17 protein-coding genes and 1 tRNA gene are annotated in these 16972 nt (G+C 69.5%); 10 read left to right on the forward strand and 8 right to left on the reverse strand.

Features of this window, described 5'->3' with window-relative positions:
* Positions 1-93: 93 nt before the first annotated feature.
* Positions 94-1047 carry a quinone oxidoreductase family protein gene (locus BLT19_RS10290; RefSeq protein WP_091489476.1) on the forward strand — a complete coding sequence of 318 codons (954 nt, stop codon included), beginning with the start codon at positions 94-96 and terminating at the stop codon, positions 1045-1047.
* Between the two features lie 25 nt (positions 1048-1072).
* Here BLT19_RS10290 and BLT19_RS10295 read toward each other — a convergent pair whose 3' ends face one another.
* The 4 genes from BLT19_RS10295 to BLT19_RS10310 all read right to left on the reverse strand — a co-directional run bounded on the left by BLT19_RS10295 (position 1073) and on the right by BLT19_RS10310 (position 3316).
* Positions 1073-1288 carry an SCO4848 family membrane protein gene (locus BLT19_RS10295; RefSeq protein ID WP_091489478.1) on the reverse strand — a complete coding sequence of 72 codons (216 nt, stop codon included), beginning with the start codon at positions 1286-1288 and terminating at the stop codon, positions 1073-1075.
* A gap of 9 nt (positions 1289-1297) precedes the next feature.
* Entirely contained in the window at positions 1298-1582 is a 285-nt protein-coding gene (locus tag BLT19_RS10300) for a hypothetical protein (protein ID WP_091489480.1), read from the reverse strand.
* Positions 1579-2550 carry a hypothetical protein gene (locus BLT19_RS10305; protein ID WP_091489482.1) on the reverse strand — a complete coding sequence of 324 codons (972 nt, stop codon included), beginning with the start codon at positions 2548-2550 and terminating at the stop codon, positions 1579-1581. Before BLT19_RS10305 ends, BLT19_RS10300 begins: the two co-directional genes overlap by 4 nt.
* Positions 2551-2623: 73 nt before the next feature.
* Positions 2624-3316 (reverse strand): phosphocholine cytidylyltransferase family protein, encoded by a 693-nt coding sequence (locus tag BLT19_RS10310; protein ID WP_091489484.1) that lies wholly within the window; start codon positions 3314-3316, stop codon positions 2624-2626.
* Between the two features lie 113 nt (positions 3317-3429).
* Here BLT19_RS10310 and BLT19_RS10315 point away from each other — a divergent pair, with 113 nt between their 5' ends.
* From BLT19_RS10315 to BLT19_RS10325, 3 genes are read left to right on the forward strand one after another with little or no spacing between them, the layout of a single operon-like run.
* Positions 3430-4923: an ATP-binding cassette domain-containing protein gene (locus tag BLT19_RS10315; protein ID WP_231917607.1), complete on the forward strand. Its 1494-nt coding sequence runs from the start codon at positions 3430-3432 to the stop codon at positions 4921-4923.
* Positions 4899-6464 carry a hypothetical protein gene (locus BLT19_RS10320; RefSeq protein WP_091489488.1) on the forward strand — a complete coding sequence of 522 codons (1566 nt, stop codon included), beginning with the start codon at positions 4899-4901 and terminating at the stop codon, positions 6462-6464. Before BLT19_RS10315 ends, BLT19_RS10320 begins: the two co-directional genes overlap by 25 nt.
* Positions 6465-6522: 58 nt before the next feature.
* Entirely contained in the window at positions 6523-6789 is a 267-nt protein-coding gene (locus BLT19_RS10325; RefSeq protein WP_091489491.1) for a DUF3039 domain-containing protein, read from the forward strand.
* Positions 6790-6814: 25 nt separating this feature from the next.
* Here the strand turns inward: BLT19_RS10325 and BLT19_RS10330 are convergent, their stop codons facing one another.
* Positions 6815-8143 (reverse strand): nicotinate phosphoribosyltransferase, encoded by a 1329-nt coding sequence (locus BLT19_RS10330; protein ID WP_091489494.1) that lies wholly within the window; start codon positions 8141-8143, stop codon positions 6815-6817.
* A 39-nt stretch (positions 8144-8182) separates the two neighbouring features.
* On the opposite strand from BLT19_RS10330, the gene murI reads away from it, so the two are divergent.
* The 5 genes from murI to BLT19_RS10355 all read left to right on the forward strand — a co-directional run bounded on the left by murI (position 8183) and on the right by BLT19_RS10355 (position 12153).
* Positions 8183-9040 (forward strand): glutamate racemase, encoded by an 858-nt coding sequence (gene murI, locus BLT19_RS10335; protein WP_091489496.1) that lies wholly within the window; start codon positions 8183-8185, stop codon positions 9038-9040.
* A 57-nt stretch (positions 9041-9097) separates the two neighbouring features.
* The gene (rph, locus tag BLT19_RS10340; RefSeq protein WP_091493757.1) at positions 9098-9835 is read left to right on the forward strand and encodes a ribonuclease PH; all 738 of its coding nucleotides are present in this window, start codon (positions 9098-9100) and stop codon (positions 9833-9835) included.
* A gap of 37 nt (positions 9836-9872) precedes the next feature.
* Positions 9873-10487, forward strand: a complete 615-nt coding sequence (gene rdgB, locus BLT19_RS10345) for an RdgB/HAM1 family non-canonical purine NTP pyrophosphatase (RefSeq protein ID WP_091489498.1) — start codon at positions 9873-9875, stop codon at positions 10485-10487.
* A 57-nt stretch (positions 10488-10544) separates the two neighbouring features.
* A complete protein-coding gene (locus tag BLT19_RS10350) occupies positions 10545-11171 on the forward strand; it encodes a hypothetical protein (RefSeq protein ID WP_091489500.1) in 627 nt (208 codons plus the stop codon).
* A 67-nt stretch (positions 11172-11238) separates the two neighbouring features.
* Positions 11239-12153 carry a cation diffusion facilitator family transporter gene (locus tag BLT19_RS10355; protein ID WP_091489504.1) on the forward strand — a complete coding sequence of 305 codons (915 nt, stop codon included), beginning with the start codon at positions 11239-11241 and terminating at the stop codon, positions 12151-12153.
* Between the two features lie 87 nt (positions 12154-12240).
* On the opposite strand, the gene BLT19_RS10360 is transcribed toward BLT19_RS10355, so the two are convergent.
* Positions 12241-14778 carry an ATP-dependent DNA ligase gene (locus tag BLT19_RS10360; protein ID WP_269457408.1) on the reverse strand — a complete coding sequence of 846 codons (2538 nt, stop codon included), beginning with the start codon at positions 14776-14778 and terminating at the stop codon, positions 12241-12243.
* A gap of 214 nt (positions 14779-14992) precedes the next feature.
* Between BLT19_RS10360 and ku the strand changes: the two genes are divergently transcribed.
* Positions 14993-15952, forward strand: a complete 960-nt coding sequence (gene ku, locus BLT19_RS10365; RefSeq protein ID WP_091489507.1) for a non-homologous end joining protein Ku — start codon at positions 14993-14995, stop codon at positions 15950-15952.
* A gap of 10 nt (positions 15953-15962) precedes the next feature.
* On the opposite strand, the gene BLT19_RS10370 is transcribed toward ku, so the two are convergent.
* Together BLT19_RS10370 and BLT19_RS10375 are read right to left on the reverse strand one after the other, a co-directional pair.
* Positions 15963-16757 (reverse strand): DedA family protein, encoded by a 795-nt coding sequence (locus BLT19_RS10370; RefSeq protein ID WP_091489509.1) that lies wholly within the window; start codon positions 16755-16757, stop codon positions 15963-15965.
* A gap of 60 nt (positions 16758-16817) precedes the next feature.
* Positions 16818-16899: transfer RNA gene (locus BLT19_RS10375), tRNA-Leu, on the reverse strand.
* Positions 16900-16972: the final 73 nt, after the last annotated feature.

Here is a 16972-nt window from a genome sequence, read left to right on the forward strand (position 1 = left end):
GTCCCGAGGCTATGCCGCGCCACTCGGCGGTGTCGACCGCTTGACGTGGACGGCGGAACACCGCAGGATCGCGGGCGGTGGCAAGCTGGGCACATGCGCGCGATCCAGGTGACCGAGTTCGGCGGGCCAGAGGTTCTCGTCCTGGCGGAGGTGCCGCGGCCGCAACCTGGCCCCGATGACGTCCTCATCGCCGTCGAGCGCGCCGGGATCAACTATGCCGACACGCATCAGGCGGAGAACAGCTACCTCGCAGGGTCGTCGCTGCCGATGATCCCGGGCGGTGAGGTGGTCGGCCGCGCAGCGGACGGCCGCCGGGTGGTCGCCCTGGTCGACGGCGGAGGATACGCCGAGTACGCGGTGGCCTCCGAACGTCAGACCTTCGCGGTGCCCGACGGCGTCGATGACCTCAGCGCCCTCGCTCTCCTCGTGCAGGGGGCGACGGCGTGGCTGCTGCTCTCGCACACCACGAGGCTGCAGGCGGGCGAGTCCGTCGTCGTGCATGCCGCCGCCGGTGGGGTGGGAACGCTGGCTGTGCAGCTCGCGCGACGGCTCGGTGCGGGGCGCGTCATCGCGACGGCCAGCAGCGCGCACAAACGCGAGCTCGCAGTGTCGCTGGGTGCTGACACCGCAATCGATGCAGCATCCGAGAACCTGACCGAGGCCATCCGCGAGGCCAACGGCGGCCGGCGGGTCGACGTGATCCTCGACATGACCGGCGGGCGCACCACCGATCAGAGCGTCGCGGCGCTCGCGCCGTTCGGCCGACTGGCCTTCTACGGAATGGCGAGCAGGCGGTCGCCGACGCCGATCGCACCGGCGAGTCTGCTCTCGCACTCGACGTCGATCTCCGGCATGTGGCTGCCCCACGCCTTCGGCGTGCCCGGCCTCATGCCGCATGTGATGGAGGAGCTGTTCGCCTTGGTCGCGGACGGATCGCTGCGCGTCATCGCCGGAGGCGAGTATCCGCTCGCGGAGGCTCGTCGCGCCCACGAGGACCTGCGCAGCCGACGGACGTCGGGCAAGCTTCTGCTCGATCCGACGCGCTGAGCCGCCAGGCTCCCGGTATCGGGCGCTAGCCGACGAGCGCGGCGATGCCGGCGATGGCCGAGGCGACCGCGATCGCCAGCGCGACGGCGATCAGGACGATGTGCACGGTGAGGAATCTCGTCGGCTTCCCGGCCGCATTCCGCGCGCGCGGGTCCTTGGCGACCCGGCGGTAGAAGGTGGGCCACACGAGGAGATTGAACGCGGCGTTGACGAAGAGCAGGGCGGCGAGGAGTCCGGTCACCTCCCGAGCCTAATCGCGGGTCGGAAGCTCGCCGGGCTCCGGGTCCGATACGTGGACGGGCATCGCGACCGGGATGACGATCGACTCGATCGTCCCGGCGCCCAGCAGTCCGAACGCGTCCGCACCGGCGGACGGCACATCCGCCAACCGGTCGATGCCGGTCTGGACATCACGCGGCTCGGAGGGAATCCCCGCCCACTCTTCGGGATCCTCCGGACGCGCTGCGATCAAGCCCCTGCGTCCATTGTGCGCCGCGATTCGGGTGGGCGCGCGCACGACGGAGGACGTGGTCATCCGCCGCCGAGGTCGTCGACGGACGCGTCGGCGGATGCAGCATCCTCCGGAGCCTTGATCGCCTTCCGGCGACGCGGTGTCACAGCGCCGCCGACCTTCCGTCCGGCGCTGCCCACAGCGCTGACGCCGCGGGTGATGCCTCCGGTGACGGCGCCGCCGGCCCGCTTGATGCCGCGGACCGCGGCGTGCTCGAGGCGCAGCGTGTCCGGACCGGGTTCGAGATCGCGGGGCAGTTCGAGGGGCGGGACGCCGAAGGCGCGGCGCGAGCCGACGAGCACGCGGCGTCCGAGGATGTGATTGCCGGCGCCGCCGACCGCGGCGCCGATGCCGAACGGCAGCGCTTTTCCAAGGAAGGACGCGCCACCACGGGCGGCGAACTGGCGGACGAAGGTGGTCTTGAGCCGGTCGACGAGCGGACCCATGGCCGCTCGGGGGAGCGTCTTGGTGATCAGGTCGCCCCAATAGCGGTCACGCGTCACGCCCTTGCCGACGGCTTGGCCGGCCAGCTGCGAGACGAGATCGACGCCCTCCTTGCCCAGCATGAGCGTGAGCACGAGCGCGCGTGCCCGATCTGGGTCGGCGACCGGGATGCCGTGGACTTCGGCCACCGACTGCGCGAACAGCGTCGTCGCCTCGAGGAATCCCACCGTCTCCACGCCGCTGAGCGCCAGGGTCACGCCGGTGCCGATGCCCGGGACGACGGCGGTCGCCCCCACGGCTGCTCCGCCGGTCGTGACGGCGGCGAGGTATCGGCGTTCGAGGATCCGGACGATCTCCGCCGGCGTGGACTGCGGGTGTCGCAGTCGGATGCTCCGCAGATGCGCGAGCACCAGCGGCCGCTGGATGGCGAGCGTGCGATCGAGCATCCGGATGATCAGCGGATGCTCCTCGGAACCGGCAGGCGGAAGCCCTCCGTTCCACGGCGCGTCGTCGGGGAGGGAGTGGATGCGGTGCACCTTGTCGGCCATCACGGCGATCCTATGCGGGTGCTACTGAGCGGATGCTGGGCTTGACAGCATCGGGCGCGCGTCGCGCCGATGCTCAGACGAAGAGGTTCGCGCGCTCGAGATCTTCGGCGAAGTCGACCTCGACGGCGTAAAGGTCTGAGATGTCGAGCGGCTGGAGCCGGATGCCGTCCTCGGCGATCGCGAGCTCGAGGCCGCGCTCGAAGTAGTCCTGGTCCTCGACGCGGGACAACTGGCGGATGAACGCCTTCTTGTCGCTGCTGGAGATGTAGTTGATGCCGACGGCCTCGCCGATGCCGCCTCGAACCGTCTTGGAGAGCTCGGTGATGAAGCCCTCGGCGTTGACGGTGTATTTGACCTCTTCATCGCTCACCTTGTCGGTGTTCACGGTCACGAACGACTGATCGCGCTCGATGAGGTCGATGGCACGGCCGAGTACGCGCGGGTCGAAGACGACGTCGCCGTTCATCCACAGCACACCGCCCTTGCCCGTCTTGTTCAGCGCGCGCAGCAGACTCTTGGAGGTGTTGGTCTGGTCGTAGCTGTCGTTGTAGACGTAGTCGACGTGCGGGAATGCCTCGACGATCGTCTCGGCTCGATAGCCGACGACGGTGAGGATGCGCGCATCGCCGCCGAACGCCGCACGGATGTTGTCGTGCTGCTGGCGCATGATGCTGCGGCCGTCGCTGAGCTCGGTGAGCGGCTTGGGCAGGCTGCGGCCGAGCCGCGAGCCCATGCCGGCTGCGAGGATCACGGTCTGAAGGGTCAAAGTCTGCTCCTGAGGCTTGGGGTGTTCATTGTCGGTTCACCGACTCGACACGCCCTTGTGCCGATGTCATGGTAGCGAAAGCACCTGGGAAGGCGCATAATGCTGGGCTGTCGTTGCCGATTCGTGACACACGAACTATTGAGACGACGTTCGACGTGGTTTCGTTCGCGCGTATCCGCACTTGGTACCCTCGACCGATGACAGCCTCGCTGCCAGTGCCCTCAGACGCCCCTTCGAACGAGCCGGACGGAGCGCGAAGCGGCGCGCGGCGGAACACCGGCACGGTCCAGGCGCTGCCAACCCTTCCGGAACTGCCGGCACAGGTCGCAGCCGGCGATGTCGCTGCCGCCTCGGACGCGCCGACCGAAGCGGTCGTCGAGCCTCCCACGGCGGAACCGGCGCCGAAACCCACGCCGAAGCCGCGCGCGAAGCGAGCTGCGCGGAAGCGCCCGGCGGCCAAGAGCCCGGTCGTCGATCCCGGCCCGCCGCCACCGCTGCCGCCCGATCTCGCGGGCGTCGTGATACCCCCGAGACCGCCGCTGCCGGTTCCGGTTCCGGTTCCGGTGGAAACCGTCGCGGAACCCGAACGCGAAGGTGCATCAGCGCTCGAGCCTGTGCTGGCCGCTGAGTCCGAACCCGACGTCGCGGAGCCCGCGCTCGCCTCCGAGCCGGAGCGCGTCGAGGTCCCGGCTGGTGAGGCCGAGGTCGAGGCCGATCCTGCGGTGGAGCTGGACGAGCTGATCGCGGCATCCGTCATTCCCGTCGATGAAACGGCTGTCGCAACCGAACCGGCCGCAGAGCGCGAACGCGATATCGACGTGGTCGGCGACATCGCGATCGACACGGCGACCGCGGCCCTCGTGGTCAAGGGCGTCGCCAAGAACTTCGGCGGCACGCGTGCAGTCGACGGGATCGATCTGACGGTCCCCGCTGGCACCTTCTACGGGCTCGTCGGACCGAACGGTGCCGGCAAGACCACGACCCTGTCGATCATCGCCGGTCTGCTGCGGCCCGATCGCGGCTCGATCAGCGTGAACGGCGTCGACGCGATCGCCGATCCGGTCGCGGCAAAACGCCAGATGGGCGTGCTTCCCGATCGGCTTCGCACGTTCGACCGCCTGACCGGCCGCCAGCTGCTGCACTACTACGGGGTGCTGCGCGGGCTGTCCTCTGCAGTCGTCGAGAGTCGCACGGCCGATCTCGCGCGCGCATTCGACCTGACCGACGCGCTCGGCCGCGTCGTCTCGGACTACTCCGCGGGCATGGCGAAGAAGGTCATGCTGGCCGGTGCGCTCATCCATTCGCCGCGCCTTCTGGTGCTGGACGAGCCGTTCGAGGCTGTCGATCCCGTCTCCAGCGCGATCATCCTCGACATCCTCTCCACCTACGTCGCACACGGCGGCACCGTGATCCTCTCCAGCCACGGCATGGAACTCGTCGAGCGGCACTGCTCGCGCGTCGCGGTGATCGTTGCGGGTCAGGTGCTCGCCGAAGGGACCGTCGAAGAGGTGCGCGGCGAGCTGACGCTCGAACAGCGCTTCATCGAACTGGCGGGCGGGCTCAGCGACGTGGAGGGCCTGGAGTGGCTGCACACGTTCTCCAACTGAGGTTCGCGCTGCTGATCGGTGCGCTCCGCGGCGATGTGGCGCACGTGGCCCGGATGGTGCTGGGGCTCCTCGTGCTGATCGCGGCGACGGCGGCCGGATGCTGGGGTCTGCTGACCATGCGGGATGCCCCGACCGACGCCCTCCTGGCCGTCACGGTGCTCGGTGGCGCAGCGCTGACCCTCGGTTTCGCACTGGCTCCGCTGATGGTCGGGGCGACGGACCCGCTCGACCCTCGCCGGTTCACGGTCCTCGGCCTGCCATCCGGCACGCTGGCGGCGACGCTCGCCGTCGCGGGCTTCATCAGCGTCCCCACTGCGGTCCTGACCGCGCTCGCGATCTGCGTGGCCGTCGTGTGGGCCGAGCACGGTGTGGACGTTCCTGTGGTCGTTGTCGGAGCGATCCTGGCTGTCACCACCTGCGTGCTGCTGGCGCGGGTGTGCATGGCCCTGACCGCGCTGTTCCTGCGGGAGCGTCGTTCGCGTGAGCTTTCGGGCCTGTTCGTCCTCGCGCTGCTGGTCGTGGTCGTGCCGGTAGGCGTCTTCTTCGCGTCGCTCGAGTGGCGGGGCCGCGTGCCGAGCCAACTCGAACAGGCTGTCGACGCCCTCGCGCTGACGCCGTTCGGTGCGGCCTGGGCCTTCCCCGGGCGGATCGCGCAAGGCGAGGACGCCGTGTTGAGCCTGGCGATCGCGCTGGGCACCATCGTCGTGCTCGGCGCGCTCTGGTTCCTGCTCGTGCGCCGCCTCATGTCCACGACCGAGCGCCCGGTCTCGACGCGGGAGCGGGGCGGACTCGGCTGGTTCGCGGTCGCGCCGGGGACGCCCTCCGGCGCTGTGGCTGCGCGCAGCCTCGTCTACTGGCTGCGCGACCGCCGCTACATCGTGAACATCGTGGTCATCCCGGTGGCCGCGGTGCTGACGACGGTGCCGCTCCTGGTCGCGGGGGTGCCGCCGGAGATCGTCGCGCTGGTCCCCGTGCCGCTGGTCGCCCTGTTCCTCGGCTGGCTGCCGCACAACGACCTCGCCTTCGACTCGACCGCGGTATGGATGCACATCGCCAGTGGGATTCGCGGTGCGTCGGATCGCATCGGCCGGCTGGTGCCGGTCGTGCTGATCGGCGTGCCGCTCTTGGCCATCGCCGTCCCGGTCGCTGTCTCCCTGCACGGACGCTGGGCGCTGCTGCCGGCCATGGCGGGGATCTGCGTGTCGCTCTTCCTCACCGGTCTGGGTTTGTCGAGCATCTCATCGGTCGTCTCGCCCTACGCGGTCTCGCGGCCCGGTGAGAGTCCGTTCCAGCAGCCGCAGCGCGTCGGTGCCGGCGGCGCCATCTCGCAGGGCGTGGTGATGCTGGGAGCGATCGTGTTGAGCGCGCCGCCCTTATGGTGGGGCTGGATCGCGCTCACGAAGGACATCGGGGCGGCGACCATGGCGCTGTGGGCCGGCCTGGCGATCGGCCTGGTCGTGCTCGTCGCCGGCGTCGCCATCGGCTCGGCCGTCTTCGAACGTCGCACCGGTCGCCTCATGGAGTTCGCCGAATCCACGTAGGCGCGCTGCCCGGCGCATCCCGACCCGGGTCAGCGACCGGGCGATACACTGACTGACCATGAGCACCCCACTCGACAGGCCCGACTCGGGCGGCCTCGCCACCCTCGATCGCGAACTCGAAGAGCTCATCCGCGAGGAGAGCATCGAGCCCGGCGACCATGAGCGCTTCTCGCATTACGTGAAGAAGGACAAGATCCTCGAGTCCGCGCTCACGGGTAAGCCCGTACGCGCACTGTGCGGGAAGAAGTGGACGCCTGGGCGCGACCCGGAGAAGTTCCCGGTGTGCCCGACGTGCAAGGAGATCTACGAGTCGATGGTCGGCTGAGTCCGCGCGACTCAGGGACGACCGGCTAGGCCACGTCGATGTAGACGGTCGGCAGCGCCGGGTCCGACCGGCTCAGTGCGAGGGCGCGCACCGGCAGCTCTTCACGCACGAACGCGTGATGCTCGCGTGCGGCTCGGACCCCTGACGGACCGGTGAAGGCAGCATCCGGTTCACCGTCCGCGACGAGCCTCACCTGCAGGGCGCGCGCATCCGGATGCTGCGCCCCCGTGGCCACCTCCTCGAAGCCGTCGGAGACCGCGATCAGCTCGGAGGTCGCCGTGCCGCGCTCCAGCGTGCGGAACGCGGCCTTGCGGCCGCCGGTCGATCCCTTGTCCAGCGACGCCTTGGCCACTGGCACCCAGCCGCCTACCGAATCCTCCCGCGCGACGAGCTTGTAGACCATCCCGGCGGTGGGGGTGCCCGATCCGGTGACGACCGAGGTGCCCACGCCGTACGAATCGACGGGGGATGCCGCCAGCGCAGCGATCGCATACTCGTCGAGGTCGCTCGTGACCGTGATCTTCGTCCCGGTCGCTCCGAGTTCGTCCAGCTGTGTGCGCACCTGTGCGGCGACGGTCGGCAGGTCGCCGGAGTCGATGCGCACGCCGCCGAGCCCGGTCCCGGCGACCCGGATCGCGAGAGCGACGCCTTCCTGAATGTCGTACGTGTCGATCAGCAGTGTGGTGCCGGTGCCGAGGGCGTCGACCTGCGAACGGAACGCGTCCTCCTCGGTGTCGTGCAGCAGGGTCCAGGCGTGCGCGGCGGTGCCCATCGTCGGGAGGCCCCAGCGGCGTCCGGCTTCGAGGTTCGAGGTCGCATTGAACCCCGTGATGTAGGCGGCGCGGGCGGCGGCGATGGCCGACTCCTCCCCGGCTCGGCGCGAGCCCATCTCGGCCAGAGGGCGTTCACCGGCCGCGATGCTCATGCGCGCAGCGGCGGTGGCGATCGCCGAGTCGTGATTGAGGACGCTCAGGGCCAGCGTCTCGAGCACGACGGCCTCGGCGAAGGTGCCCTCGACGGTGAGGATCGGTGAACCGGGGAAGTACGCCTCACCCTCGCGGTAGCCCGAGATCGAGCCGGTGAACCGGTAGCCCTCCAAGAACGTCAGGGTCGCGGCATCCACCACCCGCTCATCGCGGAGGAACCGCAATTCGTCCTCGCCGAAGCGGAAGTCCTCGATCAGCTCGAGCAGGCGGCCGGTGCCGGCCACGACGCCGAATCGGCGACCCGCGGACAGTCGTCTGCCGAACAGCTCGAAGACGCAGCGGCGGTGCGCCGTGCCGTCCTTGAGCGCTGCGTCCAGCATGGTCAGCTCGTAGCGATCGGTGTGCAGGGCGGTGCTGCCGGCGGTCATGGGCTCAGCCTAATGAGCACTCGCGTAGGCTGGTCCATCGTGAACGACGCGCCCATCGGCATCTTCGACTCCGGGGTCGGGGGGCTCACTGTGGCCCGAGCGATCTCGGCTCAGCTGCCGCGCGAATCGCTGCTGTACATCGGCGACACGGCGCATTCGCCGTACGGTCCGAAGCCCATCGCCGACGTCCGCCGGTACGCGCTCGAGGTGCTCGACACGCTGGTCGACCAGGGCGTGAAAATGCTCGTCATCGCCTGCAACACCGCCTCCGCGGCGATGCTGCGCGATGCGCGCGAACGGTACGACGTGCCGGTGGTCGAGGTGATCGGACCCGCCGTGCGCACCGCGATGTCCACCAGCCGCAGCGGCCGGATCGGCGTCATCGGCACCGCGGGCACGATCGGGTCTCGGGCGTACCAGGACATGCTCGAGGTCAATGAACGGCTGACCGTCTTCGCGCAGGCCTGCCCCAGATTCGTCGAGTTCGTCGAAGCGGGAGTGACCGATTCCGCCGAAGTCCTCGCCGTCGCCGAGCAGTACCTCGCACCGCTGCGTCACGCCGGCGTTGACACCCTCGTGCTCGGCTGCACGCACTACCCGTTCCTCGAGGGGGCGATCAGCTACGTGATGGGATCCGACGTGTCGCTGGTCTCCAGCGACACGGAGACCGCCAAGGACGTCTACCGCCAGCTCGTCTCGCGCGACCTGCTCGCCGGACCGGATGCCGCACCCCGGCACGTCTACGAGGCGACCGGCGCCTCCGCCGACGATTTCCTGCGCCTGGCCCAGCGCCTGATGGGCAGCGGGGTGCGCGAGGTCCAGCTCGTGCAGACCGGGGCCATCGACCTGCCGCGGCTGTCCGGCGCGGACCGCTCCGCCGTCGCCAACCGTCCCTAACCCACCCCCTCACGGACGCTTTGCGACAGCGGAGCAGTCCCGATGCGAGAGAAGAACATGACAGAGACCACCCGGGCCGACGGCCGCACCCTCGACCAGTTGCGTCCCATCACGATCGAACGCGGCTGGAGCAGCCAGGCGGAGGGTTCGGCGCTCATCAGCTTCGGCGGCACCAAGGTGCTGTGCACGGCATCGTTCACGAACGGTGTTCCGCGGTGGCTGGCGGGCAAGGGCAAGGGGTGGGTCACCGCCGAGTACGCGATGCTTCCCCGAGCCACCAACAGCCGCAACGATCGCGAATCGGTGAAGGGGAAGATCGGCGGGCGCACGCACGAGATCTCGCGGCTCATCGGCCGCGCGCTGCGCGCCGTCGTCGACACCAAGGCCCTCGGAGAGAACACCCTGGTCATCGACTGCGACGTGCTGCAGGCCGACGGCGGGACCCGCACCGCCGCGATCACCGGCGCATACGTCGCCCTGGCCGATGCGATCGAGTGGGGGCGCGCCAAGAAGTTCATCGCACAGAAGGCCACGCCGCTGATCGACTCCGTCGCGGCCGTCTCCGTCGGCATCATCGACGGGGAGCCGATGCTCGATCTCGCCTACGTCGAGGACGTTCGTGCCGAGACCGACATGAACATCGTCGTCACCGGCCGCGGCCTCTTCGTCGAGGTCCAGGGGACGGCCGAGGGTGCTCCGTTCGACAAGCGCGAGCTGGATGCGCTGCTCGAGCTCGGCATCGCCGGCTGCGCGGATCTGCGCGACCTGCAGATCGCGGCACTGGCGGCCGAGTAGCGCTGCGGGTCTTCGAGGAGCCACGGGAGACGAACGCATGCAGATCGTGCTGGCAACCCACAACCCGCACAAGGTCGACGAGTTCCAGGCGATCGTGGCCGCGACGCGGCCCGATCTGCAGATCATCGCGTATGACGGACCCGAACCGGTCGAGGACGGCGTCACGTTCGCGGAGAACGCCCTGCTCAAAGCGCGTGCGGCCGCGGCCCACACTGGGCTCCCCGCGCTCGCGGACGACTCGGGAATCTGCGTGGATGTGCTGGGCGGCTCGCCGGGGGTGTTCTCGGCGTACTGGGCGGGACACGCGAAGGATGCCGCGGCGAACCTGTCGCTGCTGCTCGATCAGCTGCTCGATGTCGCCGATGCGAACCGCACCGCGCAGTTCGTCTCCACCATCGCGCTCGTCGTGCCCGGCGCCGTGGTGCCCGGCGCCGTGGCCGCGGAGCAGGTCGTCCAGGGGGTGTGGCCGGGCCGTCTCGCGACCGCCCCGTCGGGTGCCGGCGGCTTCGGGTACGACCCGATCTTCATCCCGGACGGGCAGCCCGCTGGCGCCGAGCGCACGGTCGGCGAGTGGTCCGCGACCGAGAAGAACGCGGCATCCCACCGTGCGCGCGCGTTCGATGCTCTCGTGCCGCTCCTGCAGCACCTCTGATGCGACGAGCCGCACGCTGTCGGTTGCGCGTACTGTCGTGATCGAAGGAGGCTCGCCGTGTTCTTCGTCCGCTGGGTGCCCACGTTTCTGGCGTACCCGCTCGGTGCGCTGATCGCTTCATCGGTCATGGGATCGGACCGTTCCGCTGCGGCGGCACTCGGCGCCGGCGCGATCGTCGGCGCAGTGGTGGGTCTCGCCCAGTGGCTGGCATTGGGCCGCATCGTGGATTGGCGATGGCCGCTTGTGACGACGGCCGCGCTCGCGCTGGGGTCCGCAGCTGCGACGCTGATCGTTGGCGCGCGGCTCACGCCGATGGCGGCGATCATCGGCGGCGCGATCCTGGGTCTGGTCGGCGGCGCGTCCCAGGGCGTCCTGGTCGCCCGCGCCGTCTCCGCCCGAAGGGCCCACGCCGTGTTTCGGATCGCCGCGGTCTGGGCCGCCTCGCTGAGCATTTCGTGGGCTGGCGCGTGGCTGATCACCGCCACGATGCCGGTCGAGTTCGCCCGCGCCGGCGTCATCTTCGGCACGGCGGGAGCACTCGCCGCGACGTGTGTCACGGGAGTCGTCCTGCGCGTCCTCCTGCGCGACCGGATGATCCGTCCCAGCCCCGACGAATCGGCACGTTCGCGGATGACGGATGCGGCGGCGCTCGTGATCTCGGCCACCGACGATCGGCGAGACTGAGAATCGGACTCATTCCCGGCTTGCGCGGTAGCGCCGCTCGAGCGGGCGGCAGCCGTAGCCTGGGATCATGCACGATCACGCACCCGCCGTGGGGATCCGAGGCGCCGGCAACCGCCGCCTCCTCGCGATGTCGCTCGGCGTGACCGCGATCGTCATGCTCGTGCAGATCGTCGGCGCCGCGCTTTCCGGATCGCTCGCGCTGCTCGCCGACGCTGTGCACATGTTCACGGATGCGGCAGCTCTCGTCATCGCGCTGATCGCCAGCACCCTCGCAGCACGCCCGGCGAACGACCGGCGGACGTTCGGGTTCCAGCGGGCCGAGGTATTCGGCGCCCTGATCAACGGCGTGATCCTCATCGCCCTCTCGGTCTGGGTCGCGGTGGAGGGTATCCAGCGGCTGCTGAACCCTACCGAGGTCGAGGTCGCCGGCGGGCTCATGCTGATCGTCGCGATCGTGGGACTGCTGGCCAACGGCGTGGCGATGTGGCTGCTCAGCGCCGCACAGAAGACCAGCATCAACGTCCGCGGCGCCTATCTCGAGGTGATGGGCGACCTGATCGGGTCGGCCGCGGTGATCGTCGCGGCGATCGTGATCGTGACGACGGGCTGGGTGCAGGCCGACGCGATCGCGTCACTCGCCATCGCCGCCATGATCGTGCCGCGTGCGATCTCGCTGCTGCGCGAGGTCGCGTCGGTGCTCAGCGAGTCGACGCCGAAGGGCATGCACGTCACCGAGATCCGCGATCACATCCTGGCGACGCCCGGCGTCGTGGACTGCCACGACGTGCATGTCTGGCAGCTGACGCGCGGCGCTCCAGTCTTCACGGCGCACGTCGTGGTGGACGACGACGCGATGCGCGACGGGAAGTCCGGGGCGATCCTGGCCCGCCTGCAGTCGTGCCTGGACGAGCACTTCGACGTCGAGCACTCGACCTTCCAGCTCGAGCCCGCCGGTCATGTGGAGCGCGACGCGCACGCGTGAGCAGACCCGGGTTCACCCACTTGACCCGATCGGCCCCTTCCCGGCTTCGGGAAGGGGCCGATCGGGTCAAGGGCAGGGGTGCGGGCCTCAGTCCTCGCGACGCACCTCGGCCGGCGACTTGTCGGGCCGTAAGCCGCGCCAGCGCGAATGGCGCAGGATGCCGCCGGGCGTGAACTCGCCGAACTCCACCTCCCCGACCAGTTCGGGCCGCACCCACAGGGCGTCGCGCTGATCCAGCGCCGGCACGCCGACCAGAGGGTTGTCCTCGGTCCGCAGCGGTGTCAGCTTCTTCAGCAGGACGGCGAGGGTCGAATCGCTGAAGCCCGAACCCACGCGTCCCGCGTACTGGAGGCCGTCCGGCCCTGGGATACCGAGCAGGAGCGAACCGAACGTTCCGCTGCGGCCGCCTTTGCCAGGACGGATGCCGGCGATGACGACCTCCTGGGTGCGCGTGATCTTCACCTTCAGCCACGCATCGGTGCGGCCCCCGCGCACGTATGCGGAGCCGGGATTCTTGACGACGATTCCTTCGAGGCGCAGCCGGTCGCTGGCATCGAGGGCGGCATCGACATCGTCGAAGACCGGCGGAACGACGAGCGGCTCGACCGAGCCCGTCGCGATCGCTTCGAGCACCTCCCGGCGCTGGGTCAGCGGCAGCTGGGTCAGGTCGTTTTCGCCGTGCACCAACACATCGAACAGGTAGTAGCGCACCGGGGTGCGTCGCGACTCGCGGATGATGTCGCCGGCGCGCTCCAGGTTCATCCGGTTCTGCAGCAGCGGGAAACTCGGGCGCCCGTCGGGTTCGAGCGCGACGAGTTCGCCGTCGAGCACCGCGCGGTCGGGTCCGAATCCGGCATCGAGATCCGTGAGCTCGGGGTAGCGGTGCGTGATGTCGTTGCCGCTGCGCGCGAACAGGCGCAGGCGTGTTCCGTCCCACACACCCACGGCGCGGATGCCGTCCCATTTCGCCTCGACCCACGCCCCGCCGCCCCACCGGTCAGCCGCGGCCCTCGCGATCCCGGCGGTCGCGGAGGTGGAGAGCATCGGCCGCAAGAGCTCGGCCGTCGGCGGCCACACCGCGGGCGTTTCCGTCCCACGGTCGGGGGCGGACGCACGAGCGGGAGCGTGTGCGGGGGGGTCGGGTGGGGAGTCGGGTGGCGGCTCGTCGCCCTGTTGACCGGCGTGGACGACGATTCCGTCCGGTTGTGTGCGGCCCTCAGCATCCGTCTTCATCCGATGCAGGAGCCAGCTGGACTTCTCGCCCTCGCCGCCGGTGCGGATCAGCGCCAGCCGCACCCTGCCGAGCGGGCCGCCCGGTCGCCCCTCGAGGGTGGCGATGATCTCGTCGTCGCGCCACTTCTCCAATTCGTATCGGCCGTCGTCCCAGATGGTGACCGACCCGCCGCCGTACTCTCCGGCCGGGATCGTCCCCTCGAACGATCCGTAGTCCATCGGGTGGTCCTCGGTCTGGATCGCCAGGTTGTTGCGCCGGTACGAGTGCGGCACGCCGCGCGGCACCGCCCAGCTGACCAGCACACCGTCGTGTTCGAGGCGGAAGTCCCAGTGCAGTGCGGTCGCGTGGTGCTCCTGGATGACGAACGTCGGCATCTCGCCATGCGGCGTCTCGCCGAGGGCGTTCGAGGGGACCGGCTCGGGTGTGCGCCCCGCGGTGCGCTTGGAGATGTAGGCCGCGAGCGGGCCCGCCTCGGCCTCCCGGCCACCGGAATGGAAGCCGAGGGCCTGCATCGGATCGCCGATGGTCCCCATGCGCTCGAGGACCTCGTCGAACAGGAGGTGCTGGAGGCCGGGATCCTCGATCTCCGCCCAGGTGCGCGGGGCAGCGACGGTCGGGTGCGGGCGTCCGCGCAGGGAGTAGGGGGCGATCGTCGTCTTGGCGCCGTTGTTCTGGCTCCAGTCGATGAGCACCTTGCCGCCGCGCTCGGTCTTCTTCATGCTGCTCACGACGAGGTCCGGATGATCGGCTTCGATCGCGCGGGCCAGTTCGTTCGCCAGCGCGGATGCCGCCTGTGTCGACTGGCCGGGGGGCAGCGCCGCGTACAGGTGGATCCCCTTGCTGCCGCTGGTCACCGGATACGGCTCCAGCCCCATGCCGGTGAGGATCGTGCGCGCCCAGCCGGCGACGACCGCGCATTCCGCCAATCCGACGCCCGGGCCCGGGTCGAGGTCGAGGACGAGCCGGTCTGCGGCGCCGCGGCCGCCGTCGGGAGCGAAGCGCCACTGCGGGACATGCAGTTCGAGGCTCGCGACCTGCGCGAGGTAGACGAGCGTCGGGACATCGCCGACGAGGGGGTAGTCCTTCGCGCCGCCGGAGTGCTCGATGGGCGCGCGCTTGACCCACGCGGGCGCGCCGCGCTCCAGGTCCTTCGCGAAGAAGACCGGTTCGGGATGCTGCTCCGTGCCCACACCTTCGACCCAGCGCTTGCGGGTCACCGGGCGGCCGATCACGTGGGGGATCAGCAGCGGCGCGATGCGCGTGTAGTAGTCGATCACTTCGCCCTTGGTGGTCCCGGTCTCGGGGTACATCACCTTGTCGAGGTTGGTGACGCGCAGGCGCCGCCCGCCGACGCGCACGAGCGTCTCCTTCGCGCCGCCCCCCGTCACCACGCTGCCCTCATGCGTTCATCCTGCCGTTCATCGCAGCCACCGTGTTCCAATTCAGTCTCCGTGCGCACAACGACAGCCGTCTGCCGCGGAATCGCGCCGCCGCGCGGTCGACCGTGCCGCAACGAGACTGAGTTGCTGCACGGGAGGACGATCAGACCCTGATGAATCGCGTTCGGACTAGCAGCGAACCGTGTGACAGGTGTGTACTGGTGTGATGAGAGCGATCTGGAAGGGCGCGCTGACGTTCGGACTCGTGAACGTCCCCGTCAAGGTGTACTCCGCGACCGAAGACCACGACGTCTCGCTGCACCAGGTGCACAACAAGGACGGCGGACGGATCCGGTATCAGCGGATCTGCGAGATCGACGGCGAGGTCGTGCCGTACTCCGATATCGACAAGGCGTTCGACAACGGCGAGCAGACTGTCGTCCTCACCAAGGAGGACCTCGATTCGCTGCCAGCCGAGAAGAGCCGCGAGATCGACGTCGTCGAATTCGTGCCGAGCGAGCAGGTCGATCTGCTCACCCTCGACCGGGCGTACTACCTCGAGCCGGACGGCTCTTCGCCGAAGGCCTACGTGCTGCTGCGCAAGACCCTCGAACAGACCGATCGCACCGCGATCGTGCGGTTCTCGCTGCGGCAGAAGACCCGGCTCGCGGCGCTGCGCGTCCGCGACGACGTGCTCGTGCTGCAGACCCTGCTCTGGGCGGACGAGGTCCGCGAGGCCGCGTTCCCCGCGCTGGACGAGCCGGTGCGCATCTCGGCGAAGGAGCTGGAGATGTCGGCATCCCTGGTGGAGAGCTTCGCCGCCGACTTCGATCCGTCGGAGTTCTCGGACGAGTACCAGGACGAGCTGAAGATCCTCATCGACGCGAAGCTCGAGAAGGGCGACGCGCTGGACACCTCCGAGACCTTCGGCGACCACGAAGAGGAGGACACCGGGGGGGAGGTCATCGACCTCATGGAGGCGCTGCGCGCCAGCGTCGAGCGCTCGCGCGCCGCGCGGAGCGGAAAGGCGGATGCCGCGGCATCCGATTCCTCGCCCGCGAAGAAGCCCGCCGCGAAGAAACCCGCGGCGAAGACCACCGCGGCGAAGGCGACCGCCGAGAAGAAGACCCCCGCCAAGGCTCCGGCCAAGAAGGCGCCGGCCAAGAAGACCGCGAAGGCCTCCTGAGTTCGGCGCGCTACGACTGCGGCGGACGCGCCTGGTCGCCCGGGCCCTCGTGGTGCTCGGGTCCGCGTTCGAAGACCTCGGGATCGAGGACGAGCGCCTCGGCCTCGGAGTGATCGGTCACCACGTCGGCGCCGGACACCGCTGCCTTCTTCGCCTTGCGGCGCTCGCTGAAGTAGTGCCAGAGCGTGATCACGGCGGTGCCGCCGACGGCGATCAGGAGGATCACGTCGATGTACTCCGTGACGAGGTCGGCGACCCACGGGATGAAGCCGATGGCGTAACCGAGCATCGTCAGGCCGAAGCCCCAGAGGAGCGCGCCGATCAGGTTGTAGAGCGTGTACCGGCGCCACGGCATGTGACCGACACCCGCGGCGACGGGAGCGAAGGTGCGGACGATGGGGACGAAGCGCGCCAGGATGATCGTCAGCCCGCCGAAGCGTTCGAAGAAGGCGTTGGTGCGCTCGACGTTCTTGACGCTGAACAGTCCCGATTCCTTGCGTTCGAAGATCGCCGGACCCGCTTTGTGACCGATGAAATAGCCGACTTCACCGCCGACGAACGCGGCGAGCGCGATGAGCAGCGCGACCCACCAGACGCTGATCCCGAAGACGCCGTTCGGCGCGACCGAGGTCGAGTGCGACAGCAGGCCGGAGATCACCAACAGCGTGTCGCCGGGGAGCAGGAAGCCGATCAGCAGGCCCGTCTCGGCGAAGACGATGAAGCAGACCACGAGCAGGGCCCAGGGTCCGGCCGCGGCGATGAGCGTCTCGGGGTCGAGCCAGGGGATGAGCGCGATGTGATGCAAGGGAATTCCCGTCGGTCGTAACGGTCGGCGGTGGAGATGCAGAGTGCGATGGAACTCGCGTGCGGAAGGTGGGACTTGAACCCACACGCCCGGAGGCACAGGAACCTAAATCCTGCGTGTCTGCCAATTTCACCACTCCCGCGGGTGCACTCAGTCTACTGAGCGTGATGTGGGGTTGCTGTGGGGGGTAACCCCCGCGATCCGGGTGCGGCTGT

This window comes from Microbacterium pygmaeum (assembly GCF_900100885.1).
Lineage (GTDB): Bacteria > Actinomycetota > Actinomycetes > Actinomycetales > Microbacteriaceae > Microbacterium > Microbacterium pygmaeum.

Bases quoted from the DNA above. Each gene is read 5' to 3' on its own strand.
- rdgB (WP_091489498.1), top strand. From the start codon at position 9,873: ATGCAGATCGTGCTGGCAACCCACAACCCGCACAAGGTCGACGAGTTC.
- ku (WP_091489507.1), top strand. From the start codon at position 14,993: ATGAGAGCGATCTGGAAGGGCGCGCTGACGTTCGGACTCGTGAACGTC.
- rph (WP_091493757.1), top strand. From the start codon at position 9,098: ATGACAGAGACCACCCGGGCCGACGGCCGCACCCTCGACCAGTTGCGT.
- BLT19_RS10325 (WP_091489491.1), top strand. From the start codon at position 6,523: ATGAGCACCCCACTCGACAGGCCCGACTCGGGCGGCCTCGCCACCCTC.
- BLT19_RS10355 (WP_091489504.1), top strand. From the start codon at position 11,239: ATGCACGATCACGCACCCGCCGTGGGGATCCGAGGCGCCGGCAACCGC.
- BLT19_RS10330 (WP_091489494.1), bottom strand. From the start codon at position 8,143: ATGACCGCCGGCAGCACCGCCCTGCACACCGATCGCTACGAGCTGACC.
- BLT19_RS10305 (WP_091489482.1), bottom strand. From the start codon at position 2,550: ATGGCCGACAAGGTGCACCGCATCCACTCCCTCCCCGACGACGCGCCG.
- BLT19_RS10300 (WP_091489480.1), bottom strand. From the start codon at position 1,582: ATGACCACGTCCTCCGTCGTGCGCGCGCCCACCCGAATCGCGGCGCAC.
- BLT19_RS10290 (WP_091489476.1), top strand. From the start codon at position 94: ATGCGCGCGATCCAGGTGACCGAGTTCGGCGGGCCAGAGGTTCTCGTC.